General features: G+C 74.5%; 21 protein-coding genes. 12 read left to right on the top strand and 9 right to left on the bottom strand.

What is annotated here, in order from left to right:
* Window positions 1-99 precede the first annotated feature (99 nt).
* Window positions 100-1,749, top strand: coding sequence for a GMC oxidoreductase (locus ACFYXU_RS15675; protein WP_389406680.1), 1,650 nt, complete (start codon window positions 100-102; stop codon window positions 1,747-1,749).
* Window positions 1,750-1,806: 57 nt separating this feature from the next.
* On the opposite strand, the gene ACFYXU_RS15680 is transcribed toward ACFYXU_RS15675, so the two are convergent.
* From ACFYXU_RS15680 to ACFYXU_RS15690, 3 genes are all read right to left on the bottom strand, one after another.
* On the bottom strand, window positions 1,807-2,295 hold the full coding sequence (locus ACFYXU_RS15680) for a carboxymuconolactone decarboxylase family protein (RefSeq protein ID WP_376517759.1): 489 nt from the start codon (window positions 2,293-2,295) through the stop codon (window positions 1,807-1,809).
* Window positions 2,292-3,371 (bottom strand): dihydrodipicolinate reductase, encoded by a 1,080-nt coding sequence (locus tag ACFYXU_RS15685; protein ID WP_389406681.1) that lies wholly within the window; start codon window positions 3,369-3,371, stop codon window positions 2,292-2,294. The genes ACFYXU_RS15680 and ACFYXU_RS15685 overlap by 4 nt, the downstream gene beginning before the upstream one ends.
* Before the next feature lie 90 nt (window positions 3,372-3,461).
* Entirely contained in the window at window positions 3,462-3,902 is a 441-nt protein-coding gene (locus ACFYXU_RS15690; RefSeq protein ID WP_376517764.1) for a GNAT family N-acetyltransferase, read from the bottom strand.
* A 154-nt stretch (window positions 3,903-4,056) separates the two neighbouring features.
* Between ACFYXU_RS15690 and ACFYXU_RS15695 the strand changes: the two genes are divergently transcribed.
* The gene (locus ACFYXU_RS15695; RefSeq protein WP_389406682.1) at window positions 4,057-4,851 is read left to right on the top strand and encodes a hypothetical protein; all 795 of its coding nucleotides are present in this window, start codon (window positions 4,057-4,059) and stop codon (window positions 4,849-4,851) included.
* A 42-nt stretch (window positions 4,852-4,893) separates the two neighbouring features.
* Here ACFYXU_RS15695 and ACFYXU_RS15700 read toward each other — a convergent pair whose 3' ends face one another.
* Window positions 4,894-6,267 carry an NAD(P)/FAD-dependent oxidoreductase gene (locus tag ACFYXU_RS15700; protein WP_376517510.1) on the bottom strand — a complete coding sequence of 458 codons (1,374 nt, stop codon included), beginning with the start codon at window positions 6,265-6,267 and terminating at the stop codon, window positions 4,894-4,896.
* 58 nt (window positions 6,268-6,325) lie between these two features.
* On the opposite strand from ACFYXU_RS15700, the gene ACFYXU_RS15705 reads away from it, so the two are divergent.
* Window positions 6,326-7,906: an aspartate:alanine exchanger family transporter gene (locus ACFYXU_RS15705; protein WP_389406683.1), complete on the top strand. Its 1,581-nt coding sequence runs from the start codon at window positions 6,326-6,328 to the stop codon at window positions 7,904-7,906.
* Between the two features lie 46 nt (window positions 7,907-7,952).
* Here ACFYXU_RS15705 and ACFYXU_RS15710 read toward each other — a convergent pair whose 3' ends face one another.
* From ACFYXU_RS15710 to ACFYXU_RS15720, 3 genes are all read right to left on the bottom strand, one after another.
* The gene (locus tag ACFYXU_RS15710) at window positions 7,953-9,149 is read right to left on the bottom strand and encodes a hypothetical protein (protein WP_389406684.1); all 1,197 of its coding nucleotides are present in this window, start codon (window positions 9,147-9,149) and stop codon (window positions 7,953-7,955) included.
* Window positions 9,150-9,334: 185 nt separating this feature from the next.
* Entirely contained in the window at window positions 9,335-9,916 is a 582-nt protein-coding gene (locus tag ACFYXU_RS15715; protein WP_376517503.1) for a dienelactone hydrolase family protein, read from the bottom strand.
* 123 nt (window positions 9,917-10,039) lie between these two features.
* On the bottom strand, window positions 10,040-10,330 hold the full coding sequence (locus ACFYXU_RS15720; RefSeq protein ID WP_376517501.1) for a hypothetical protein: 291 nt from the start codon (window positions 10,328-10,330) through the stop codon (window positions 10,040-10,042).
* Between the two features lie 190 nt (window positions 10,331-10,520).
* On the opposite strand from ACFYXU_RS15720, the gene ACFYXU_RS15725 reads away from it, so the two are divergent.
* The 6 genes from ACFYXU_RS15725 to ACFYXU_RS15750 all read left to right on the top strand — a co-directional run bounded on the left by ACFYXU_RS15725 (window position 10,521) and on the right by ACFYXU_RS15750 (window position 16,722).
* Entirely contained in the window at window positions 10,521-11,729 is a 1,209-nt protein-coding gene (locus ACFYXU_RS15725; RefSeq protein ID WP_389406685.1) for an RNA ligase, read from the top strand.
* Window positions 11,730-11,731: 2 nt separating this feature from the next.
* The gene (locus ACFYXU_RS15730) at window positions 11,732-12,649 is read left to right on the top strand and encodes an AAA family ATPase (RefSeq protein ID WP_376517496.1); all 918 of its coding nucleotides are present in this window, start codon (window positions 11,732-11,734) and stop codon (window positions 12,647-12,649) included.
* A 67-nt stretch (window positions 12,650-12,716) separates the two neighbouring features.
* Window positions 12,717-13,418, top strand: a complete 702-nt coding sequence (locus ACFYXU_RS15735; RefSeq protein WP_389406686.1) for a ribonuclease H — start codon at window positions 12,717-12,719, stop codon at window positions 13,416-13,418.
* A 288-nt stretch (window positions 13,419-13,706) separates the two neighbouring features.
* Window positions 13,707-14,390, top strand: coding sequence for a GNAT family protein (locus ACFYXU_RS15740; RefSeq protein ID WP_329852940.1), 684 nt, complete (start codon window positions 13,707-13,709; stop codon window positions 14,388-14,390).
* A gap of 305 nt (window positions 14,391-14,695) precedes the next feature.
* Entirely contained in the window at window positions 14,696-15,802 is a 1,107-nt protein-coding gene (locus ACFYXU_RS15745; RefSeq protein ID WP_389406687.1) for an enoyl-CoA hydratase/isomerase family protein, read from the top strand.
* Window positions 15,799-16,722, top strand: coding sequence for a glutaminase (locus ACFYXU_RS15750; RefSeq protein WP_329852944.1), 924 nt, complete (start codon window positions 15,799-15,801; stop codon window positions 16,720-16,722). Before ACFYXU_RS15745 ends, ACFYXU_RS15750 begins: the two co-directional genes overlap by 4 nt.
* An 82-nt stretch (window positions 16,723-16,804) precedes the next feature.
* Here ACFYXU_RS15750 and ACFYXU_RS15755 read toward each other — a convergent pair whose 3' ends face one another.
* The gene (locus ACFYXU_RS15755; protein WP_376517661.1) at window positions 16,805-17,497 is read right to left on the bottom strand and encodes a lysophospholipid acyltransferase family protein; all 693 of its coding nucleotides are present in this window, start codon (window positions 17,495-17,497) and stop codon (window positions 16,805-16,807) included.
* 172 nt (window positions 17,498-17,669) lie between these two features.
* On the opposite strand from ACFYXU_RS15755, the gene ACFYXU_RS15760 reads away from it, so the two are divergent.
* Both ACFYXU_RS15760 and secD read left to right on the top strand, forming a co-directional pair.
* Window positions 17,670-18,197: a hypothetical protein gene (locus ACFYXU_RS15760; RefSeq protein WP_389406688.1), complete on the top strand. Its 528-nt coding sequence runs from the start codon at window positions 17,670-17,672 to the stop codon at window positions 18,195-18,197.
* Between the two features lie 145 nt (window positions 18,198-18,342).
* The gene (gene secD, locus ACFYXU_RS15765; protein ID WP_389406689.1) at window positions 18,343-20,631 is read left to right on the top strand and encodes a protein translocase subunit SecD; all 2,289 of its coding nucleotides are present in this window, start codon (window positions 18,343-18,345) and stop codon (window positions 20,629-20,631) included.
* Between the two features lie 163 nt (window positions 20,632-20,794).
* On the opposite strand, the gene mgt is transcribed toward secD, so the two are convergent.
* On the bottom strand, window positions 20,795-21,997 hold the full coding sequence (gene mgt, locus ACFYXU_RS15770; RefSeq protein ID WP_389406690.1) for a macrolide-inactivating glycosyltransferase: 1,203 nt from the start codon (window positions 21,995-21,997) through the stop codon (window positions 20,795-20,797).
* Between the two features lie 213 nt (window positions 21,998-22,210).
* Here mgt and ACFYXU_RS15775 point away from each other — a divergent pair, with 213 nt between their 5' ends.
* Window positions 22,211-22,978, top strand: a complete 768-nt coding sequence (locus ACFYXU_RS15775) for an NPP1 family protein (protein WP_389406691.1) — start codon at window positions 22,211-22,213, stop codon at window positions 22,976-22,978.
* Window positions 22,979-23,021 lie beyond the last annotated feature (43 nt).

Here is a 23,021-nt window from a genome sequence, read left to right on the forward strand (position 1 = left end):
GGGCCTCTCCGGCCTGAAGTTACCCGGGAGTTTCTCGTGACTTCCTCGGCGGGCGGTCGTAGAACGTGTTCCCATTCACTCGCGAGTGAGGAGGATCACATGAGCGTAAATCCCCTGTCCGCCCAGGGAGATCATGGTGTCAGCCGCCGTAGATTCCTCGCAGGAACAGGTTCTGTTCTCGGCGCCGCCGCCCTGGCCGGTACGGTCACGGCCCCGGCCCGCGCCGAGGTCCCCGGCCTGAACTGCACCCCCATCCCGGACGGTTCCCAGGTGCGGGCCCTCGTCATCGGCACCGGCTACGGCGGCTCCGTGGCCGCCCTGCGGCTCGCCCGCGCCGGAGTCGACGTCCACATGATCGAGATGGGCATGGCCTGGGACGCCCCCGGCCCGGACGGCAAGATCTTCGCCAACACCACCAAGCCCGACTACCGGTCCTTCTGGCTGCGCACCCGGACCAAGCAGCCGCTCAGCCAGTTCCTCGGCTTCCCCCTCGACAAAGACGTACCGGTCCACACCGGCATCCTCGACGCCGAGGACTTCGCCGGCATCACCGTCTACCAGGGCCGTGGCGTCGGCGGCGGCTCCCTCGTCAACGGCGGCATGGCCGTCACCCCGCTCCGGGAGCGCTTCCCGGCGATCCTGCCCACCGTCGACCCGGCCGAGATGTACTCCACCTACTACCCGCGCGCCAACGCGGGCCTGGGCGTCAGTTCGGTGGACGTCAACTGGTGGGAGAGCCAGGACTGCTACCAGTACGCCAGGGTCGGCCGCAAGCACGCCCAGCGCTCCGGCTTCCCCTTCGTCTTCGTGCCCAACGTCTACGACTGGGACTACATGAAGCAGGAGGCCGCCGGGACCGTCCAGAAGTCCGCCCTGGCGGGCGAGGTCATCTACGGCAACAACGTCGGCAAGAAGAGCCTCCAGAAGACCTACCTCGCCCAGGCCGCCGCCACCGGCCGGGTGAACGTCTCGCCCCTCCACCGGGTGACCTCCGTCAGCCCCGCCGCCGCCGGCGGCTACACCGTCGTCATCGACCAGATCGACACCACCGGCGCCACCCTCGTCACCAAGACCGTCCGCGCCGACCGGGTCTTCTTCGCCGCGGGCAGCGTCGGCACCAGCAAGCTGCTCACCCGCCTCAAGGCGACCGGCGCCCTGCCCGCCCTGAACGAGCACATCGGCAAGGGCTGGGGTGACAACGGCAACGTCATGTGCGGGCGCGCCAACCACCTGTGGGACCCCACCGGAAAGCTCCAGTCCTCCATGCCCACCGCGGGCATCGACAACTGGGACGCCGGCGGCGCCTTCGCCGAGGTCGCCCCGCTGCCCACCGGCATCGAGACCTACGCCTCCTTCTACCTCTCCATCACGCGCACCCCGCGCCGCGCCGAGTTCACCTGGAACCCGGCCACCGGCAAGGTCGACCTGAGCTGGGACCGCGCCTGGAAGCAGACGTCCATCGACATGGCCAAGTCCATCTTCGACAGGATCAACAGCAAGGAGGGGACGATCTACCGGACCGACCTCTTCGGCGCCTACAAGATCTGGGGCGACCACCTCACCTACCACCCGCTCGGCGGCGCCGTCCTCGACCGGGCCACCGACAACCACGGACGCCTCCGCGGCTACCAGGGCCTCTACGTCATGGACGGCTCCCTGATCCCCGGGAACACCAGCGTCAACCCCTTCGTCACCATCACGGCCCTCGCCGAACGCAACATCGAGACGATCCTCGCCGAGGACTTCTGAGCGCCCGCGCGCGAGGAGGGGCCGGCCGAAGATCCGGCCGGCCCCTCCTCGCGCGCGTCAGTGCGTCGGCAGCACGCACACCGCGTCGAGCCCGAGCACCCGGTTGAGCCGCCCGAACGCCAGCCACGACCCCAGGCTCATCGTCAGCTCCACGATCTCCGCCTGGCTGTACCGCGCCGTCATCCGCGCCCAGAACTCCTCGTCGAGACCGTGGTGGTCGAGCGCGTACCGCTCCGCGTACTCGGCCGCGAGCCGCGTCCGCTCGTCGAAGGCCTCCGAGACCTCCGTCTCCCGCCACGCCGCGACGAGCGCGTCGAACCCCTCCTCGACCTTCACCCCGTCCCGGTCGGTGCGCCAGTCCAGGCAGAAGCCGCAGCCGTTGATCTGCGCGATCCTCAGCCGGGCGGCCTCGAACTCGCGCAGCCCCAGGGTCGTGTGCGCGTACACCGACAGCGAGAAGTTCGCCGCCGCCGTGCCGATCTCCGGGACCATGTCGCCCCACACGTACCCGATCGGCTCCTGGCCCTCGGGAATGTCGATGATCATCCTGCTCTCCTTCCCAGCTTCCCGACCGCCGGCAGCAGCGGTACGTCCAGTGCGTCGTACAGTCCCGGCTCCGCGGCCGCCAGCCACTCGATCGCCCCGACGAGCCGCCCCACCGCCGTGGCGTTCCCGCCCGCCGACCGGTTCTCGCCCTCGTCGGTCGCCGCCACCGTCACCTCGATGCGGGGTGTGCCCTCGACGATCACGCGGTGCGCGCCCACCCCGTCCGGCGGCACCGGCCAGTCCGGCGCGCACGAGGGATGGATCCGGGTGACGTGCTCGATCACGATGCGGGGCTCCCCGCCGACGATCCCCTGCACCTCGAAGCGGACCGCGCCCTGCGTGCCCTCCTCGAAGACGCCCATCGTGCGCGTCTTCACCGTGGACTCCAGGGGACGGCGCTCCAGGGTCTCCCGGATCTCGTCGAGTTCGGCCCCGAGCGCCCGGGCCATCAGGCGTATCTGCCCGCCCCAGACCATGGTCGGCACCGAGGGCCAGAGCATCGGCGGGTCGTAGTCCAGTGGCTTGCCCATGCCGACCAGCTCGCGGACCGACTCCTCCTGCTCGTACGTGGAGTAGTCGAAGATCTCCTGGCAGCGGATCACGTCCACCGTGGCGGCGAGCCCGCTCACCAGGAGCGGCAGCACGTCGTTGCCCCAGCCCGGGTCGACGCCCGACACGAAGAGCGAACCACCGCCCGAGGCGACCGCCGCGAGCACCGGATTCCGGAACTCGGGCGGCGCGTTGCGCTGGTCGTAGAGCGGATACAGGGCGGGCGTCACCACCACCGCGCCCGCCGCCACCGCCCGGGCCACGTCGGCGAGCGCCCCGTCGGGCCGGGTGTCGCCGGAGCCCGCGTACACCACCGCCCCCGGCCGCCCGTCCAGCACGGCGCCGACGTCGTCGACGGCCGCCACCCCGAGATCGCGTCCGAGCCCCGCGAGCCGCCCCGCGTCACGGCCCACCTTGGCCGGGTCGGACACGAGCACGGCCGCGAGCTCCAGCCGCGGATGGGCGTCCACGGCCCGAAGGGCCGCGCGCCCGACATTTCCGGTACCCCACACCACCGTCCGAATCATGCGCGGAGGGTAGCGCCGGGCGCCGGAGGTTCCCAGACCCGCGACGCGATGTTCTGACGAAGCGTCAGGACGCTTCCGTGTCAGGCCGCCTCACCCCAGGCGCAGCGCCACGAACGCAATCGTGTCACCCGGCAGCACGTACCGCTCCACCTCCACGAAGCCGCGCGCGAGCGCGAACCGCAGCCCCTCCTCGTTCGAGGCGAGCACCACCGTCTCCACGCCCTCGTCGCTCAGCGTCCGCGCGTGCTCCAGGCCCCGCTCGTACAGCGCCGTCCCGAAACCCCGCCCCCGGTACCCGGGCAGCGTCCGCGCGATCACCGTCGCCGCCGGGGTCTCCTCGTCCGGCGGGCGCACCGTCGAACACCCCACCACCACGTCCCCGAGGTACGCCACGTCCAGCCGGTTCCGGCCCGCGCGCTCCCGCACGTCCTCGGGGGAGAGCACCGCCGTGGGGATGATCAAGTTGTGCACGGCCCGCCAGTCGGCGAGCTGCTCCTCGGTCCGGGCCTGTTCGATACGAAGATCACTCATTCCCGCAGGAAATCCCGCCCCGACCGCCCGGTCAACCGCTTTCCCTCCGGGGAAACGCGTCCGTCCGGGTGAGGGCGGGGGCGCGAGGGCAGCACCGCGCGCCGAACGGGTACGGATCGCCTGCCACTGCCCCCGGCCAGGAGGATGCCGTCCCATGCCCGTCCGCAAGGGCGCCCCCGCGCTGCTGACCGCCGGCACACTGTGCGCGGCCCTGTTGCTCACCGGCTGCGCGAGCCCCACCGCACCCACGCCCGCCGCACCCACCCCCACGCACGCGCCCGGCCAGCGCGGCGGCGCTCCCGTCCCGGCCCCGCCGGCTGCGGGCGCCAACGACCTCGCCTCCGCCCCGGTCCCCGCACCCCGGATCCCCGGCCTCGGCCCCGCCACCCAGGCCCTCCTGCCCGACGGCACCACCCAGGCCTTCGTCGTCACCGGCGCCACCGCCGACTCCAGCAGGGCCACCGCCACCCTCTACCGGCGCGACCCCTCCGGCCGGTGGACCGAGGCCGCGGGGCCCTGGCCCGCGCACAACGCGCTGGAGGGCTGGACCGACGACCACTACGCCGGCGACCTGCGCAGCCCCATCGGGGTCTTCGGCCTCGGCGACGCGGGCGGCCTGCTGCCCGACCCCGGCACCCGGCTCCCGTACGACGAGGACGTGGACTTCGCCATCAGCGGCACCGGCCTCTCCGGCGAACCGCTCGAAGGCTCCTTCGACCACGTGATCGCCATCGACTACAACCGGGTGCCCGGCCGCACCCCGCTCGACAGGGAACGCCCCCTCGGCGAGGAGAAGGGCGGCGGCGTCTGGATCCACGCCGACCACGGCGGCCCCACGCAGGCCTGCGTGGCCCTGGACCGTGAGGCCCTGCGCACGCTCCTGCGCGCCCTCGACCCGGCCGCGGGCCCCGTCATCGTCATGGGCCCGGCGGGAGTGCTGGCGCGGTGACCGGCTCCGCGGCGCCGGGGCCGTGACCCCGGCGCCGCGCGGTCACTTCCCGCCGACCGCCCCGCGGAACGAGCCCGTGTGCTCGCGGACCTGCTCCGGGGTCAGATAGGCGTCGGTGTACTCGAAGTCCCGCAGCGTCCCCGCCTTCGAGGCCAGGAAGCCGGTCCGTACGTAGTCGTCACCCGCGACCGCGTTCAGCAGCCAGTTCGTCATCACCCGGGTCTTGGCCACATTGGTCCGCAGCGCCGCCCAGTGGTAGCCGCGCGCCACCGCCTGGGCGGGCGCCCCGTGCAGCTCCACGCCGAGCGGCTTCGACACGCCGTCCATCCCGCCCAGGTCCACCACGAGCCCCAGGTCCTTGTGCGTGTACGGGTGGGTCGGCTCGCCCCGCAGCCGCGAGACCAGGTTGTCGGCGACGGCCTTGCCCTGCCGCATCGCGTGCTGCGCGGTCGGCGGGCAGATCGCCCCCTCCTCGCCCTTGGCCAGGTCGGGGACCGCCGCCGCGTCGCCCAGCGCCCACACCCCGTCGAGCCCCGGCACGTCCATCTCGGCCGAGACCGCCAGCCGGCCCCGCACGGTCTCGGCGCCGAGGGTCCCGATCAGCGGGCTCGCGGCCACCCCGGCCGTCCAGATCAGCGTCCGGCTGGGCAGCACCCGCCCGTCCGTGAGCGTCACGTTCTCGTCGTCGACCGAGGCGACCGACACGCCCAGCGACACCTCGATGCCGCGCTTCGTGAGGATCTCCAGGGCGGCCGCGCCCAGCTTGTCGCCCAGCTCGGGCATGAGCCTCGGCGCGATGTCCACCAGGTGCCACTTGATGAGGGAGGGGTCGAGCCGGGGGTACCGCTTGACCGCGTTGTACGTGAGCAGCTGGAGGCAGGCCGCCGTCTCCGTCCCCGCGTAACCGCCGCCGACCACGACGAACCGCAGCCGCGCGGCCCGCTCCTCGTCGTCGTTGCTGGCGTCCGCCAGGTCGAGCTGGGCGATGACGTGGTCCCGGATGTACACGGCCTCCGCGAGCGTCTTCATCCCGCGCGCGTGCTCGGCGAGTCCCGGGATGTCGAAGCTGCGGGTCACGCTGCCGGGCGCGAGCACCAGATGGTCGTAGGGCTCCGTCACGTACTCGCCGGAGATCGTCCGCACCACGCAGACCTTCGCCGCCGTGTCGATCCCGACCACACCGCCCGGGACGATCCTGGTCCGGTGCCGCTGGCTGCGCCGCAGCGACAGGGCCACCGACTGCGGGGTCAGCACGCCCGCCGCCACCTGGGGGAGCAGCGGCAGATAGAGCTGGTACGAGAAGGGCGAGAGGAGCGTGATCAGTGCCTCCCGCTCCGTGAGCCGCCGTTCGAGCCGCCGGACACAGCCCACTCCGGCGAAACCGGCGCCCACCACGAGGATCCTCGGTCGCGTCACGCTGTCCGCCCTTCCGTATGAGCGTGCAAGGAGCCACCAGGTGTGGCTCAGTAAGCCCATGTGGCAATTTTTCGCTGACTATCCGTGGTTCACCCTTTTTATCGTCATTGCCGCCGGATCGCTCTTCGGCATGGTCCGCTTCGGTCCCGTGAGGCTCGGCGCCGCCGGAGTCCTCTTCGTCGGACTGCTGCTCGGCGCGCTCGACCCGGACATCGGCCCCGCGGTCCCCGCCGGGCTCCCCGTCCTCGGCCTCGCGCTCTACGTGTACACCGTCGGCCTCGAAGCGGGCCCGGCCTTCTTCCGCGAACTCCGCCCCCAGCTGGCCGTGATGACCGGCGCGGTCGTCGCGCTCGTCCTCACCGCCCTCGCCGTCGGCCTGCTCGGCAACACCGTCCTCGGCATCGACGGCACCTACCTCGCGGGCGGGTACGCGGGCATCGGCACCACCACCCCCGGCCTCGCCGCCGCCCAGGCGGCCTCGGAGGACCCCGCCCAGGCCGCCACCGGCTACGCGATCGGCTACCCCCTCGCCGTCGTCCTCACGATCCTCTTCGTCGCCGCGGTCGCCGCCGCCCGGAACTGGCCCGGCCGCCGCGACCCCGGCACCGGACTCCCCGACGCACTCGTCACCCGCACCGTCGACGTCACCCGCCCGGCGGTCTGGTCCGAGGTGCCCGGGGCCGCGGACGGGCAGCTCCTCGCCAGCGTGCACCGGACCGCCGACGGCCGGCCCCGCGTCGCCCTCGGCCTCGACGCCCTCGCCCCCGGCGACGAGGTCGTGCTCGTCGGCGGCCCCGAGGCCGTCGCCGCCGGGACGGCGGCACTCGGCGGCCTGGCGCCCGTCCACCTCCTCGACCGGCGTGACGTGGTCGACTACCGCCGCATCCTCCTCACCAACCCCGACCTGGCCGGCCGCACCGTCGCCGAGCTGGGCCTGGGGGACCGCTACGGGGCCAAGGCCACCCGGGTCCGCCGCGGCGACCGGGACCTCCTGGCCCACGACGACCTGCTGCTCCAGCTCGACGACCGGGTCCGGGTCGTCATGCCCCGGGACCGCACCGCCGAGGTGACGCGTTTCCTCGGCGACACCGAGGCCAGGGTCAGCGAGGTCAGCGCCGTGTCCATGGGCCTCGGCCTCGCGGCCGGCTTCCTCATCGGCATCCCCAAGGTGACGATCGGCTCCACGGTGCTGTCCCTCGGCACCGCCGCCGGACCGCTCGTGACGGCGATGGTCCTCGGCCGGCTGCGGCGCACCGGGCCGCTGGTGTGGGTCCTGCCGACCCGCGCCAACCTCACACTGCGCCAGATCGGCCTGCTGCTCTTCCTCGCCTGCGTCGGCCTCGGCTCGGGCTACGCGTTCCGCCGTGAGGCCTTCTCCCTCTTCGGCCTGAAGCTCCTCGCCGTGCTCCTCGTCTCCGCCGTCCTCAGCTACGCCCTGATGGTCCTCGTCGCCCGGCTGCTCGGGCAGAGCAGGCCGCGCACGATGGGGCTCCTCGCGGGGTACGTGGGAAACCCCGCCATCACCGCGTACGCCAACAGCCGTGTCTCCGACAGCCGGGTCAACACCGGCTACGCCACCCTGTTCGCCCTCGCGATCCTCGTCAAGATCGTCTGCATCCAGCTGATCGTGGGCCTCTGACGGCCCGGCCGGACCCCGGTCGCGGGGCGACGCGGGGAGGCGGGCGTCAGAGCACCGCGATGCCCAGCGGTCGCGAGCCCGCCGGAAGCCGGCGGGTGTCGCCCGTGGCGAGGTCGACGACGCTCAGCCCGTCCCAGTACCCGTCCCGGGTGAAACCGCCCGTCACATAGGCGGTGCGGCCGTCCGCGGAGACCGCCACGCTCTCGTGCGGGCCCTCCAGCGGGTGGACCCGCTCGGTCCCGCCGGGCGCGCGCACCGTCAGGGACGGTCCCGCGTCCGCGTCTGGGTCGATCGGTCCGGTGCCCACCGTGAGCAGCGTGCCGTCGGCGGTCACGGTGGTGCCGTGCTGATGGGTGTTCGCGGTCATCCGCTCGACCGTCGTCCGGCCCGTCCGGGGGTCGACCACCGCGAGCCGCTCGCCCTCGAAGGGCAGCAGCAGCTTTCCGTCCGAGGGGCGCACGGCGGTGTAGTGCGGCTTGAGCCAGGAGCCGAGCCCGCCCTCCGTGCCGTACGGGGCGACCTCGATCCGGCGCGGTTCCAGCGTCCCCGCCGCGACGACCGTCACGTCGAAGGAGTCGTGGTTCGTCGCGTACACCTCCGAGCCGTCCCGGGACACGTCCACGTCGAACGGGCGCCGGCCGACCGGGACGACGTCCGTGACCTCCAGCGCCGCCGTGTCGACGACCTCCAGGGAGCCCTTCCCGCCGGGCACGTTGACCCCCACGTACACCCGCCGCCCGTCCGGGGCGAGCGCGATGCCCATGCCGCCGCCCCGGTACTCGCCCGTGGTCACCGGCCCGCTGTCCGTCCGGTACGGGATCAGCGCGAGCCGCTCGCGGCTCGCCGTGTCCACGACGGCCACGCCCTCGGCGGTCGCGACCCAGGCCCGTCCGTCCCGGCCGACGGCCAGACCGTACGGAGCGGTGCCGACCCGCACGGAACCGGTGGCGCCGCGCGCCGGGTCCACGAAGGTGACCGTGTCGGAGCCGAAGTCGGTGACGAGCAGCGTGCCCGGCGCGGGCCTGCCGTCCGCTGCGGCCCGTCCGTCCGGTGCGGGCGTCCCGGTGGCGGGGGAGCCGGGGGACGGCGAGCCCGCGCCGGGGGAGACCCCGGCGGACGCCGTCGCGCCGGGGGCCGACGCGGTCCCTCCGGAGCCCTGGGCACAGCCCGCGAGCAGGACCACGGCCACCGCGCCGGGCAGCAGCACCCGGACGGCACGGGACGGACGGTGGAACCTCGGCATGACGCACTCCTCGCTGCGGCGACCGCGCGGACCGCCCCGAGCGGGCCCGCGCCCTGCCCCGATCCTCCGCCCGCGCCCCGCTCGTCCGGGTCCGCCGCCCGGCGCCTCCCGCACGGCGGGACGGCCGACCCCGGGGTCCACCGATCGGCTGACCCCGGCCCGCCGCGCGGACCCGCGTGCGCGCCTCAGCGGTCGACGGCGTCCAGGAAGCGGAGGACCCGCTCGGCGCACAGCGCCGTCGCCTCCGGCACGTGGTCGGCCGTGCCGGCCTCCGCGAACAGATGGGCCGTCCCCGGATACAGGAACAGCTCGCGGTCCGGGGCATCCGCCACCAGGGCGCGCGCCGCCTCCAGGTCCCCGTCGCCGACGAAGAACGGATCGGCGTCCATGGCGTGCACCTGGGCGGGAACCCCCTCCGGCCAGGCCGCGCCGAACTCGCCCGGCGGCACACAGGCGCTGAACAACAGCGCTCCGAGGGCTCCGGGCCGGGTCTGCGCCAGCTTCTGGGCGGGCAGCACACCCAGCGAGAACCCCGCGTACACGACGGCCCCGGGCAGGCCTCCGGCCGCCTCCTCGCCCCGCGCGACGATCGTGCCGAATCCGACCTCCTGCGCGTACCCGGCGCCGGCCTCGAGATCCCGGAACGTCCGGCCCTCGTACAGATCGGGCAGGTGCACCGTGTGCCCGGCCCGCCGCAGCCCGTCGGCGAACGCGACGACGCCCTCCGTCAGCCCCAGCACATGGTGGAAGAGCACTACCTCGGCCATGTCGTCATCCCCTGCCTCGCCGTCCGAGACCCGGCCGCCGCGCGGCCCGGGCCACCTCGGGAGGCAGCATGCCGTACGCCACCGACAACGGCCCGGCGATCCCGCCGGAGACGCGCGACGGGCTCAGCGCATGGGGCGGTGCGGGACGACGGCGCCCGCCTGGCCCACCATGCCCGCGGGACCGCCGACGCCCATGGGACCGCCGACGCCCATCGTGCCGCCGACGCCGGGGTGCGGCGCACCGGCGTGCGCGACGGCGCCCTGCGGGCCGGGGATCCCCTGCGGAGGCATCTGGATGACGCGGCTCAGATCGCGCATGACCTCCTCGGCGACCTGACGAACGTCACCGGGAACGTCCCCCCGCTCCCGTATGAGCTCGGCGTAGATCGGTGCCGTGCCGTCCGCGTGGTTCATGGGGCTCGCTTCCTCTGTCTGCGCCGGATCCGTCACCGACGGGCAGACGGCGAGTCTACGGGGCACCACCGACACGCCCGGGTTCGGGAGCCGCATCGGCACCCCGCCCCCGCTCCCTCCCGGGAAAACGGCTGTCCACCGGCGTCCTTGCGCCCCAGAATGGATCATCGGACCACACGGGAGGGACCCCATGAGCCAGGCGACCCTGACTCTGCACGACCTGATACCGCCCGACGAGCTCGCGGCGGCACTCGCCGACGGGCACGTCACGCGCAAGCGCCACCCCGAGCTGCCGCTGTCGATCTACACGTACACGCGCGCGTGCCAGTACGCCCAGATCTGGAACCGGGCCACCACCCGCTGCCGCGGGCTCGTCGCCGACGACACCACCGGGCGGATCGTGGCGCTCCCCCTCCCCAAGTTCTTCAACCTCTCCGAACACTCCGGCGGCCGCCCCTACGCGCCGCCGCTCCCCGACGAGCCCTTCGAGGTGTACGACAAGGTCGACGGCAGCCTCGCCGTGGTCTTCCACTACGCCGACCGCTGGCACGTCGCCTCCAAGGGCTCCTTCACCAGCGGCCAGGCCGCCTGGGCCCGGCGCAGGCTCGACGCCGCCGACACCTCGGGCCTGACGCCCGGCGTCACCTACCTCGCCGAGATGCTCTACCCGGGCAACCGCATCGTCGTGAACTACGGCGAGCGCCGCGACCTCGTGCTGCTCGCCGCCTTCCGCGCGGACGGCACCGAACTGCCCCTCGCGCAGGCCGCCGAGGGCTGGCAGCCGCTCGGCTCCGTCGTCCGCACCTGGCCCGCCATGGGCGTGGCGGAACTCGTCGCCCTGACCGAGTCCAACACGCTCCCCGGCGGCGAGCGGGCCACCGGCACCGACGCCGAGGGCTTCGTCCTGCGCTTCGCCTCCGGCCTGCGCGCCAAGGCCAAGCTCAGCGAGTACGTGCGCCTCCACAAGGTCCTCACCGGCGTCACCGAGCGGGACATCTGGCGCGGCCACGGCATCCAGCGCTTCGCCGGCCTCCCGGCCGGCGAGCTGGCCAAGGGCCTCGGCTGCGCCGTCACCGACGTCGAGGCCTCCGGCGGCAAGCCCCTGGACGCCCTCCTCGAACAGGTCCCGGACGAGTTCGACGCCTGGGTGCGCGAGGTGATCGCCCGGCTGGAGACGGCCGCGGCGGACCGCGAGCGCGCCGTCGACGAGGCCTACGCCCGCCTCGCCCACCTCGCCGGCGACCGGGCGGCCTTCGCCCGAGCCGCCGCGGGCCTCACCGACCCCGCCCTGCGCGCCCTGCTCTTCCTGCGCCTCGACGGCCGCCCGACCGACCTCCTCGTATGGCGGCAGCTGCGCCCCGAGGCCACCGACCCCTTCGCCCACGACGAGGAGAACTGACCGTGCCCGTCGTCCACCTCATGACCGGCCTCCCGGCCTCCGGAAAGACGACGGCGGCCCGCGCCCTGCAGGCCGCCGCCGAGGGCCGGATGCGCCGCGTCAACCTCGACGACCTCCGCGCCATGCTGGACGTGCCCGCCCCGGACCGGGGCCGGTCCCACCAGCACGAGCAGACCGTGCTCGGCATCCAGGACGCGGCGGTCCGCGCCGCCGTCGACGACGGCTTCGACGTCGTCGTCGACAACACGCACCTCACGCCGTACATCCCCAAGCGGCTGAAGGACGCCGTGGGCGGCCTGGCCACCTTCGCCGTCCACGACTTCACCGACGTCACCGCCGACGAGTGCGTCCGCCGCGACGCCGCCCGCGACCGGCCCGTCGGCGAGGAGATCATCCGCATCCTCGCCCAGAAGCACACCAAGGCCACCCGGGGCGGCTGGCGGCTCACCGCGGACTGGCTCAACGACCGCCCGACCGTCGGCGAGCCCTACGTCCCCGACCCGGCGCTCCCCACCGCCGTCATGTGCGACATCGACGGCACCCTCGCGCTGCGCGTCGACCGGGGCCCGTACGACTTCAGCCGCTGCGACCGCGACCTCCTCAACGTGTCCGTGCGCGACGCCCTGCGGGCCTTCCGGCACACCGAGCGGGACCGGATCGTCCTGCTCTCCGGGCGCAGCGAGGACCACCGGGCCCTCACCGAGAGCTGGCTCGCCCAGCACGAGGTGCCGTACGACGAGCTGTGGATGCGGGCCTCCGGCGACGGCCGGGGCGACGACCTCGTGAAGGCGGAGCTCTTCGAGGCCCATGTGCGCCACCGGTACGCGGTCCGGGTCTCCCTGGACGACCGCGACCGGGTCGTCGCCCTGTGGCGCCGGATGGGCCTGCCCACCTGGCAGGTCAACTACGGCGCCTTCTGATCCGGCCCCGGCCGGCCGGCGGCGGGGGTGGGACGGCCCACCCCCGCCGCCGTGTCAGGATCGTGGGATGGCGAACAAGATCATCGCGGCGTGCGACGGCGCGTCGAAGGGAAACCCCGGCCCCGCGGCCTGGGCATGGGTCATCGGCGACGACGACGGAACGATCGACCGCTGGGAGGCGGGCCCGCTCGGCCGGGCGACCAACAACGTGGCCGAACTCACGGCCCTGGAGCGGCTCCTGGAGGCCCTCGACCCCGGCGTGCCCGCCGAGGTCCGCATGGACTCGCAGTACGCCATGAAGGCCGTCACGACCTGGCTCCCCGGCTGGCGCCGCAAGGGCTGGAAGACCGCCGCGGGCACCCCGGTCGCCAACAAGGACCTGGTCGTACGGATCGACGCCCTGCTCACCGGCCGGGACGTCGACTTCGTGTACGTCCCCGCGCACCAGGTCGACGGCGACCCCCTCAACGACGCCGCCGACCGCGCCGCCAGCCACTCGGCCCGGACCCAGGAGCCCCTGGTCTCCGGGGAGGGCGCCGAACTGCCCCCGGCCGAGCCTTCCGCACGCCCCTCCACGCCCCGGACGCGCTCCTCTGCGCCCCGCTCGGGCTCCACGAGCGCCGGGGAGGGCCGGGCCCGCCGGAGTCGCCCGTCCGGCGGCACCCTGAACGCCAAATTCCCGGGCCGCTGCCGCTGTGGTCGTGCCTACGACAAGGGCGAGACCATCGCCAAGAACTCCGACGGCTGGGGCCATCCCACCTGCGTCTGAGCCCACGGGCCGTCCGACTGGCGGGCGGCCCCGTCCGGCCCGTGAGACCGTCCGGGCCGGGCTTTCGGCAGGCTTCACCCACGCGTGGGCACGGGTTGTCCCGGGGTTCTGTTCTCGGAGCGGTTGTGGCTGCATACTGATCCTCCTCGCACCCGGTGGCGAACCGTTTTACCTGCTCATTTGTCGTTCTCACGACGCTGTCGGCACCGGACGAGAACCCCCTCCTGACTGCCGCCGCGGCCTCTCCTCGGTGGTGGTCGTCCCTGCCCGTGAAAGACCCGAGGACCCGTGCCAGTACCTGTTCTCCTGACCGGGCGCTCCGTGCGCCTGGAGCCGCTGGCGATGCGGCACGCCGAAGCCCTCGCCCGGGCCGGCGGGGCGGACCGATCGGCCTACGCCTTCACCCCCGTACCCGACGGCCTCGAATCGGCCCTCGACTACATCGCCCGTGCCCTCTCCGATCAGGCGGCAGGCCGTTGCCTGCCCTTCGCCCTGGTCAGTACGGCCGACGGGCGAGTCATCGGCTCGACCCGTTTCCTCGAACTCGACTACTGGCGCGGTCCGCTGGTCTGGCCGCCCGTCCCCGGCCTGCCCCACGGGGATCCGCTGACCGCCGTCCCGGACGCCGCCGAGATCGGCAACACCTGGATCGCCGGCGACGCCCGGGGCACCGGGATCAACACCGAGGCCAAGCTCCTCATGCTCCGGCACGCCTTCGACGCCTGGGGCGTCCGCCGGATCACGATGCGCGCCGACGCCCGCAACACCCGGTCCAGAATCGCCATCGAACGTCTCGGGGCGACCTGCGAGGGCATCCGCCGGGCCCACGCGCGCGGCCTCGACGGCGCCGTCCGCGACACGGCGTTCTACTCGATCCTCGACGAGGAGTGGCCCACCGTCCGGGACATCATCGAGCTGCGCCTCTCCACCCCCCGGCAGGTCCGGATCCCCCAGGACCTGCTGCCCGCCTGAGCGCGTGCGGACCGGCGGGACGGCGGCGTTCGCGCCCCGTCCCGCCGGTGGTTCCATGGAGGTGACGGGAAGGACTCGGCGTCGGGACGCGGAGGAGCGGCCGTCACCGGACCGCGCACCGCGCCATCAGGATCCGCGAGAAGCGGGTGGGTCCTTCCCGCCCGTCCCGCACCGCGCCCCCGTAGCACCGCGCCCTTCCGCGCCCCGCCCCCCCCGAGCCCCGGCACCCTGTCCCGGGAGACGCGGCATGCCCCGGTACGGTGACCGGGACACACAGCCGTGCCACCCGAAGGGACCGAGTGATCGTGCCGACCGGAACTCCCGACGTGCTCCTCCGGACGGAGGGCCGCGCCGGGTTCATCACCCTCAACCGGCCCCGCGCCATCAACGCGCTCACCCACGCCATGGTCCGCGCCGTCGACGGCGCGCTCACCGACTGGGAGCACGACCCGGCCGTCACCACCGTCGTCGTCGAGGGCGCCGGGGAGCGGGGCCTCTGCGCCGGCGGCGACATCCGCGCCATCCACGACGACGCCCGCGCCCGGGGCACCGCGTCCGCGGCCTTCTGGCGCGACGAATACCGCCTCAACGCCCGCATCTCCCGCTACCCCAAGCCCTATGTCGCCCTCATGGACGGCATCGTGATGGGCGGCGGCGTCGGCGTCTCCGCCCACGGCTCCGTCCGCGTCGTCACCGAACGCTCCCGGGTCGCCATGCCCGAGACCGGCATCGGCTTCGTCCCCGACGTCGGCGGCACCCACCTCCTCGGCCAAGCCCCCGGCGAGCTCGGCACCCACATGGCCCTCACCGGTGCCGTCGTCGGCGCCGCCGACGCCATCCTCACGGGCCTCGCCGACGCCTTCGTCCCCTCGGCCGAACTGCCCGCCCTGTCCCGTGACCTGACGGACCTGGCCCCCGAGGAGGCCCTCGCCCGGCACACCGCCGCCCCGCCGGCCTGCGTCCTCGCCGAGCAGCGCGCGTGGATCGACGCCTGCTACACCGCCCCGACCGTCGAGGAGATCGTCGAGCGCCTCTTCGGGAGCGGTGTGTCCGCCGCGAAGGAGACGGCGGAGACCCTCCTCGGGCGCTCCCCGGCCGCCCTCAAGGCGACCCTGGCCACCCTCCGCCGCTCGCGCGCCCTCGGCTCCCTGGAGGCCGTCCTCGACCTGGAGTACCGGGTCTCCTGCGCTGCCCTCACCACCCCCGACCTGGTCGAGGGCATCCGGGCCCAGGTCGTCGACAAGGACCGCGACCCCCACTGGACCCCGGCCACCCTCACCGAGGTCACGGAGGCCGACGTCGCCCGCTACTTCGCGGTCCCGGACGGCGGGGACCTCGGCCTGGCCGCCGGTTCCCCCGCGCCCACCTCGTCCCCCGCGCCCGCCGGTCACGGAGCGCGAGGCGGCGCGTGACCACGAACACCTCCTTCCAGCCCGTCCTCGACCGCATCGCCGAGGAGCTCGCGGAGCTCACCGACCGGGGCACACCGGCCGACTACATCCCGGCGCTCGCGGCGGGCGACCCGCGCGACTTCGGCATGGCCGTGGCGGAGCTCGACGGCACCGTGTACGGCGTGGGGGACTGGCGCCGCCCCTTCTCCACGCAGTCGGTCACCAAGGTCTTCACCCTGGCCCTCGCCCTCGCCGGGGAGGGCGACGCGCTGTGGGCGCGCGTCGGCCGGGAGCCGTCCGGCGACCCGTTCAACTCCCTGGTCCAGCTGGAGTACGAGCACGGCATCCCCCGCAACCCGTTCATCAACGCCGGCGCCCTGGTCGTCACCGACCGACTGCACCGTCTGACCGGCGACGCCTCCGGCACCCTGCTCTCCTTCCTGCGCGCCGAGAGCGGCAACCCGGACCTCGCCTTCGACGCCGGGGTGGCCGCGTCCGAGGCGGCCCACGGCGACCGCAACGCCGCCCTGGCCCACTTCATGGCCTCCTACGGCAACATCACGGGACCGGTGCCCGCGCTCCTGACCGAGTACTTCCGGCAGTGCTCCGTGGAGGCCTCCTGCGCCGACCTCGCCCTCGCCACCGGCTTCCTGGCCCGGCACGGGCTGCGCGCCGACGGCAGCCGTCTGCTGACCCGCAGTCAGGCCAAGCAGGTCAACGCCGTGATGCTCACCTGCGGCACGTACGACGCGGCCGGTGACTTCGCCTACCGGGTCGGGCTCCCCGGCAAGAGCGGCGTGGGCGGAGCGGTCGTCGCCGTCGTCCCGGGCCGCTGCACCCTGTGCGTGTGGAGTCCCGGCCTGGACACCCGGGGCAACTCGGTGGCGGGCGTGACCGCCCTCGACCGCTTCACGACCATCACGGGCCTGTCGATCTTCTGAGCCGTGTTCCCACGGGAGCGCTCGGGAGAGCCCCCTTCCCCGGTCGTGGTGGGACGGCCCCGCCTTACGGAGTCTCCGGCGCTCAGTCCCGCGGACCGGCCGTCCGGCTCCCGCCGCCGAGCGCGGCCGGCTCGCCCAGCGCCCCGGCCGCCCGCCGCCACGCCTCGGTCACGGCGCGGTGCGCCAGCTCCGTCGCGGCGGTCAGGTCGTCGGGCAGCCGCAGCGGCGTCCCGATGTGCACGTGCAGGCCCGGCCTGCGGACCGGCGCGGTGAGCACGCCCGCGAGCTGCTTCGCCCGGCCGCCCGAGGTGATCCGCCGCGCCCCGGCCTGTCCGATCGGCACGACCGGCGCACCCGTCGCACGGGCGAGCCGGGCGAGGCCGGTGCGGAACGTCTCCGGCGGGTTCTCGGCGGCGTCCCGGCGCGGCGGGATGCGCCCCTCCGCGTACAGCATCACGTGCCGACCGGAGGCGAGCGCGACCGCCGCGTGGTCCAGCGCCGCCGCGGCCCGCGCCGAACCGCGGTGGACCGGCACGTGGCCCTCGCGGGTCAGCGCACGGCCGAGGACCGGGATCCGCCAGAGACCGGAGGTGGCCAGCAGGACCGGCTCGACGGCCAGCCGCCCGCGGAGCGCGGCCAGGACGAGCGCCGGATCGGCCAGCGACGTGTGGTTCACGACGAGGATGCTGCCCGGCTCGACCCGGGCCCCGGGGTCCGACGTGACGGTCAGCCGTCCGAAGAACGGGACGACACGGGCGGCGATGCGGCTGAGCACGGAGGACCCCCAGGAACCGAGCGGAACGGTGACGGGACCATCGTCCGGCGGCCCCGCCGCCGGGACATGAGCATCCGTACTCAACCGTCGTGCGTCCCCGGTGCCTGGCCCGCACGCCACCGGCATAGGCTGAGGCCGCACGCGAGATCACGAGGTGACGGGGAGGGACACGGTGGGCAGTTCGCCCCGGCGTCTCGCCGCCCTGGTCCCCGCGCTCCTGTGCGCCCTCTGGTCCCTGCTGGCCCTCCCGCCCGCCACGGCACCGCCGCAGGACGTCCGCGCGGCGGCCGCCGTCCGGGCGGACCCGGTGCTCCGCGCTCTCCTCCCGGCAGAGCCCGGGAGTCCGGCCGTCACTCTCCGGACAGGAGGCTCCGAGAGCCCGGCCGTCCCGATCCCGAGCGACTCGGGCCGGTGGTACGGGCCCGGGGGCGCTCCCTCCGCGGCCGGATCCCACACGGTCCCCCGCGCGGCCTCGCCGGAGCCACACTTCGCGGCCACCGCCGCCGTCGGTCTCCCGGCCGCCGTCGAGAACCCCGCGCGGTTCCCGGCCGCGCCCGCGGCCCCGCCCGCCGCGCCCGCCGACCTCACCGTGCCCGCGCGCGGCCTCCTCGCGGGCGACCCGCGCCGCGAGCGCGCGCCGCCCGCCGCCGCCCACGGCCCCCGCGTCCCGCGCGGCCCTCCCTCCACCCGGCACAGCTGACGTCCACCGCGTCGCCGTCCGGGCCCTCGGCATGTCCACGGACCGGTCCCCGACGCGCATCCGACCGCACCTCCCGCACGGACCGCGGGCGCCCGCCTCCCGGAGGCGGCGCCCGCGGACCCGTGCGCCCGCCCGTGGAGAACCCATGTCCTCTCGTGCCTCGCTCACGCGCGCGCTCCTCGCGCTCGCCGTCGTCGCGCTCTCCCTCTGGATCACCCTGACCACCCCGCCGCGCCTGGGACTCGACCTGCGCGGCGGCACCCGCATCGTCCTCCAGACCGAGGACGGACCCACCAACCGCGCCGACGCCGCGGCCACCGACCGTGCCCTGGAGGTCCTCCGCAAGCGCGTGGACGGACTCGGCGTCACGGAACCGTCCCTCGCCCGCTCCGGCGAGCGCCGCATCGTCGTCGAACTGCCCGGCCTGCGCGATCCCCGCCGGGCGGCCGAGACGATCGGCCGCACCGCGCAGCTCACCTTCCACGCCGTCACCGGCGCCTCCCCGGGACCCGCAGGCCCGGCCGCCGCCGACGGGACGCGCGTCCTGGCGGACCCCGACACCCCCGGCGGCTTCCTCGCCCTCGCCGCGCCCGCCCTCACCGGAGACGGCGTCAAGGGCGCCCGGGCGGCCCTCGACACCACCACCGTCCGCGGCTGGACCGTCGACCTGACCTTCCGCGACCGCGCCGCGGACGGCTGGGCCGAGCTCACCGGCGCCGCGGCCTGCGCCGCCCCGGGGGACCCGGCGCGGCGCGTCGCGATCGTCCTCGACGACCGTGTCGTCTCCGCTCCCGGCATGGAGGCCGGGGTCCCCTGCGGGGCCGGCATCGGCGGCGGCTCCGCGCAGATCACCGGCGGATTCTCCGGACCGGAGGCGCGCGACCTCGCGGCGCTCGTCGAGGGCGGCGCGCTGCCCGTCCCGGTGACGACGGTCGAACAGAGCACCGTGGGCCCGACGCTCGGCGCCGAGGCGATCCGGGCCAGTGCCCTCGCCGCCCTCATCGGCCTGGCGTGCACGGGCCTGTTCGTGATGGCGGTCTACCGGCTCCTCGGAGTCCTCGCGACCGTCGCGCTCCTGCTGTACGGACTGATCTCGTACGCCGTGATCGTCGCCCTCGGCGCCACCCTCACGCTGCCCGGCCTCGCCGGCTTCGTCCTCGCCGTCGGCATCGCCGTCGACGCCAACGTCCTCGTCTTCGAACGGGCCCGGGAGGAGTACGCCCTGCTCGGCCGGAGTGCCGGGCGGGACCTGCGCAGGCCCGTCACGACGGCGTTCGGCAAGGTGTGGAGCGCCGTCGCGGACTCCCACGTCACCACCCTGCTCGCGGCCGGACTGCTGTTCGTCTTCGCCACGGGCCCCGTCAAGGGCTTCGGCGTGACGCTCGCGACCGGCGTCCTCACCTCGCTGATCACCGCCATGGTCATCACCCGGCTCCTCGCCGACCTGACCCTCCGGCTGCCCGCCGTCCGCAGGCGCCCCGCGGTCACCGGCATGGCCACGCCCGGCCGTCTGCGCACCCGTCTCACCCGGCGGGTGCCGCGCCTCATGGCCCACCGGCGCCGCTGGCTGACGGCCTGCGCCGGGCTGCTGCTCGTGGCGCTGGCCGGAATCGGCGTGCGGGGCGTGGAGTTCGGCGTCGAGTTCACCGGAGGCCGGGTCGTCCAGTACGCGGCCGAGCGCCCCGTGGACGCCGACGCGGCCCGTACGGCCGTCGCCGCGGCCGGCTTCCCCGACGCCGTCGTGCAGTCGACCGGGGACGGCGACGTCTCGGTGCGCGTCCGGGAGACGGGGGACGGCGCACAGCGGGGGATCGCCGAGGAACTCACCCGGGTCGCGGGGCCGGTGACGGTCGAGCGCGACGACCTGATCGGCCCGAGCCTCGGCGGGGAGCTGCGCACCCACGCCCTCCTCGCGCTCGGCCTGGCCGTGGCCGCACAGCTCCTGTACCTGACGGTGCGGTTCCGCTGGACGTACGCGACGGCCGCCGTGGCCGCGATGGCGCAGGACGTGCTGCTGGTCGTCGGTCTGTTCGCCTGGCTGGGCAAGCCGGTGGACAGCGTCTTCCTCGCGGCGCTGCTCACCGTCGTCGGGTACTCGGTGAACGACTCCGTGGTCGTCCTCGACCGGCTGCGCGAACTGCGCCGCCGGGGCGGGGGCGTGCCGCTCGCCGAGCTCGCCGACCGGGCCGTCGCCCAGACCCTGCCCCGTACGGTCAACACCGGCATGGGCGCGCTGTTCGTCCTGGTGGCGCTCGCGGTCCTGGGAGGGGACTCGCTCACGGACTTCTCGGTGGCGCTGCTCGCGGGCGTCGTCCTCGGTATGGCGTCGACGGTGTTCACGGCGATGCCGCTGGCCGTGGCGCTGGAGACCCGCCACCCGGCCCCGGCGGCCGCCGCGCCGCGCCGGCGTGCGGGGGCCGGAGCGGTGGTCTGACCGGGGCCGGTCCGTCGCCCGCCCGAGCGGGGGAGGGCGACGGACCGGGCGTGGTCGGACCAGGAGAGCGCCGGGATGCGCCGTCGCCGTCCGGCGGGCGGACGAGCTGGATCGGCTCGATGCCTCGCCCGCGAACGGCTCCCCGTCGCGGACCCCGGACGGCTCAGGCCTTCGCGAGCTCCGCCTCGATCAGGTCGGCGGCGCGCGGGGTGCCGCCCTCGCGGGCCATCGCCTCCTGGACCTCCCGCGCGCGGCGCGCCGCTTCCGGGTCTCCCAGCAGTCCGAGCGCGGCCTCCCGCAGGCGCTCGGGGGTGGCCTCGTCCAGGGGCAACTGGCGCGCCACGCCCAGCGACTGGAGCATGGCGGCGTTGCCGAACTGGTCGGTGGCCAGCGGCACGGCGACCATCGGGGTCGCCGTGGCGAGCCCCTCCTGGCTGCCGCCCGCGCCCGCGTGGGTCACGAAGACGTCGGCCTGCCGCAGGATCGCCAACTGGGGGACCCAGGCGTGCGCTTCGACGTTCGGCGGGAGCTCCCCGAGCTCGGCCGGGTCGACGAACCTGCCGATCTGGAGGACGACGTGCCAGCCGGGCAGTCCGGCGAAGGCCGACACGCAGTCCCGGTAGAAGCCGGGCTGCTTGGTGAAGGAGGAGCCCAGCGAGACCAGGACCACCTTCTCCGCCCCCTCCGGCCGCCGCCACGTGCCCTGTTCGGCGCGGTCGCCCTGGCAGGAGCCGACGAAGGTGTACACGGACTCGTCGACCCGGTCGGCGTGCGGCTGGAGGGCGCGGGGGATGAGCACGACCGCGCGGCGCGGCCGGGCGACGAACCGGTCGGGGTCGGTGTCGATCCCGTGGGCGGCGAGCCAGTCGGTGAAGCGCGCGTAGTAGGCCCGGCCGCGCGCCGAGGCCCTGAGCCCGGCGGTCATCGGCGCGCCGACCTCCTCCTCGTACCCCTCCCACGGCACCAGGTTCGGCCACAGCGAGACGGCGGGCACGCCCCAGGTGTGGGCGAGGACGGGGGCGGGATACGAGGTGACGTCGTGGAGCACGAGGTCCGGCCGGTCCTCCTCGAAGGCCCGCGCGAGCTGGGGCAGCGCCTGCGTGGCGTCGGCGAGGAACGGTTCGAGGTGGTCGATCAGTTCGGTCCCCCAGGCGTCCGGGTCTTCGTCGGTCGGCAGCGTCGAGGTGTAGACGACGGGTGTCGCCCCCGTCGCCGCGACCTTCTCGGCGAAGGACGCGGGGACGGCGTAGCTGACCCGGTGGCCCCGGGCGACGAGCTCGCGGATGACCTCGAGGCTCGGGTTCACGTGGCCGTGGGCGGCGATGGAGAACATGGCGATGTGCGCGGGGGATGCGGCGGTGGTCATGACGTCAGGTTAAGCGAGACGATACGTATCGTCTAATGATTTCGCGAGTCCTGACGACCTGCGGGGGATGTGAAGGCCGATGGGGGAGTGGCCCGTTCGCGCAGGACGACGCGCGGGGCCCTCGCGTGCCGGAGGTGTACATGCCAATATTTGCGTCGGTCCACGTCCACCGACCATGTGCTTCGGCCCACGCCCACCGACCCAGGGGACGCAGTGAAGACACCCGCGTACGCCACCAGGGGCGCGCTCGCCCTCGCCGGCGCCCTCGCGCTGATCATCGCCCTGCCGAGCAGCGCGCTCGCCGCACCGCCCACCGCCCTGCCCGCTCGCGCCGACGGCCTGGAACAGACCTTCCAGCCGGCGTTCGACTACGACACGGACGGCTGCTACCCCACCCCCGCCATCGGCCCCGACGGGACGCTCAACGGCGGCCTCAAGCCCTCCGGCGCCCTCAACGGCCAGTGCCGTGACGCCCCCGACCTCGCCAACACCAACGGATACGCACGCGCGAAGTGCAACAACGGCTGGTGCGCCATCCTCTACGGCCTCTACTTCGAGAAGGACCAGGCGGTCGCCGGCAGCGGCCTCGGCGGGCACCGGCACGACTGGGAGCACATCGTGGTCTGGGTGCAGAACGACCAGGCCCAGTACGTCTCCACCTCCGCCCACGGCAACTTCAACACCTACGGCCGCGACCGGATCCGCTGGGACGGCACCCACCCGAAGGTCGTCTACCACAAGGACGGCATCGGCACCCACTGCTTCCGCCCGGCGAACACCAACGACGAGCCGCCCGAGAACCACCAGCACACCTGGCAGTTCCCCAGCCTGGTCGGCTGGGAGGGCTACCCCGCGGGCATCCGCGAGAAGCTCACCCAGGCCGACTTCGGCAGCGCGACCTTCGGCCTCAAGGACGGAAGCTTCGCCGCGCACCTGGCCAAGGCCGAGCCGGCCGGCCTCCCCTTCGACCCGTACGCGTGATCACGAAGGGATGAACCTGTCCCGATGCCGCCCCGTCGCCGAC

It is taken from the genome of Streptomyces sp. NPDC002232 (assembly GCF_042890295.1).
Taxonomy (GTDB): domain Bacteria; phylum Actinomycetota; class Actinomycetes; order Streptomycetales; family Streptomycetaceae; genus Streptomyces.

Coding starts and splice junctions, on each gene's coding strand:
- ACFYXU_RS15720 (WP_376517501.1), bottom strand. CDS start 10,330: ATGAACCACGCGGACGGCACGGCACCGATCTACGCCGAGCTCATACGG.
- ACFYXU_RS15705 (WP_389406683.1), top strand. CDS start 6,326: ATGTGGCAATTTTTCGCTGACTATCCGTGGTTCACCCTTTTTATCGTC.
- ACFYXU_RS15715 (WP_376517503.1), bottom strand. CDS start 9,916: ATGGCCGAGGTAGTGCTCTTCCACCATGTGCTGGGGCTGACGGAGGGC.
- mgt (WP_389406690.1), bottom strand. CDS start 21,997: ATGACCACCGCCGCATCCCCCGCGCACATCGCCATGTTCTCCATCGCC.
- ACFYXU_RS15735 (WP_389406686.1), top strand. CDS start 12,717: ATGGCGAACAAGATCATCGCGGCGTGCGACGGCGCGTCGAAGGGAAAC.
- ACFYXU_RS15695 (WP_389406682.1), top strand. CDS start 4,057: ATGCCCGTCCGCAAGGGCGCCCCCGCGCTGCTGACCGCCGGCACACTG.
- ACFYXU_RS15725 (WP_389406685.1), top strand. CDS start 10,521: ATGAGCCAGGCGACCCTGACTCTGCACGACCTGATACCGCCCGACGAG.
- ACFYXU_RS15685 (WP_389406681.1), bottom strand. CDS start 3,371: ATGATTCGGACGGTGGTGTGGGGTACCGGAAATGTCGGGCGCGCGGCC.
- ACFYXU_RS15690 (WP_376517764.1), bottom strand. CDS start 3,902: ATGAGTGATCTTCGTATCGAACAGGCCCGGACCGAGGAGCAGCTCGCC.
- secD (WP_389406689.1), top strand. CDS start 18,343: ATGTCCTCTCGTGCCTCGCTCACGCGCGCGCTCCTCGCGCTCGCCGTC.
- ACFYXU_RS15680 (WP_376517759.1), bottom strand. CDS start 2,295: ATGATCATCGACATTCCCGAGGGCCAGGAGCCGATCGGGTACGTGTGG.
- ACFYXU_RS15675 (WP_389406680.1), top strand. CDS start 100: ATGAGCGTAAATCCCCTGTCCGCCCAGGGAGATCATGGTGTCAGCCGC.
- ACFYXU_RS15710 (WP_389406684.1), bottom strand. CDS start 9,149: ATGCCGAGGTTCCACCGTCCGTCCCGTGCCGTCCGGGTGCTGCTGCCC.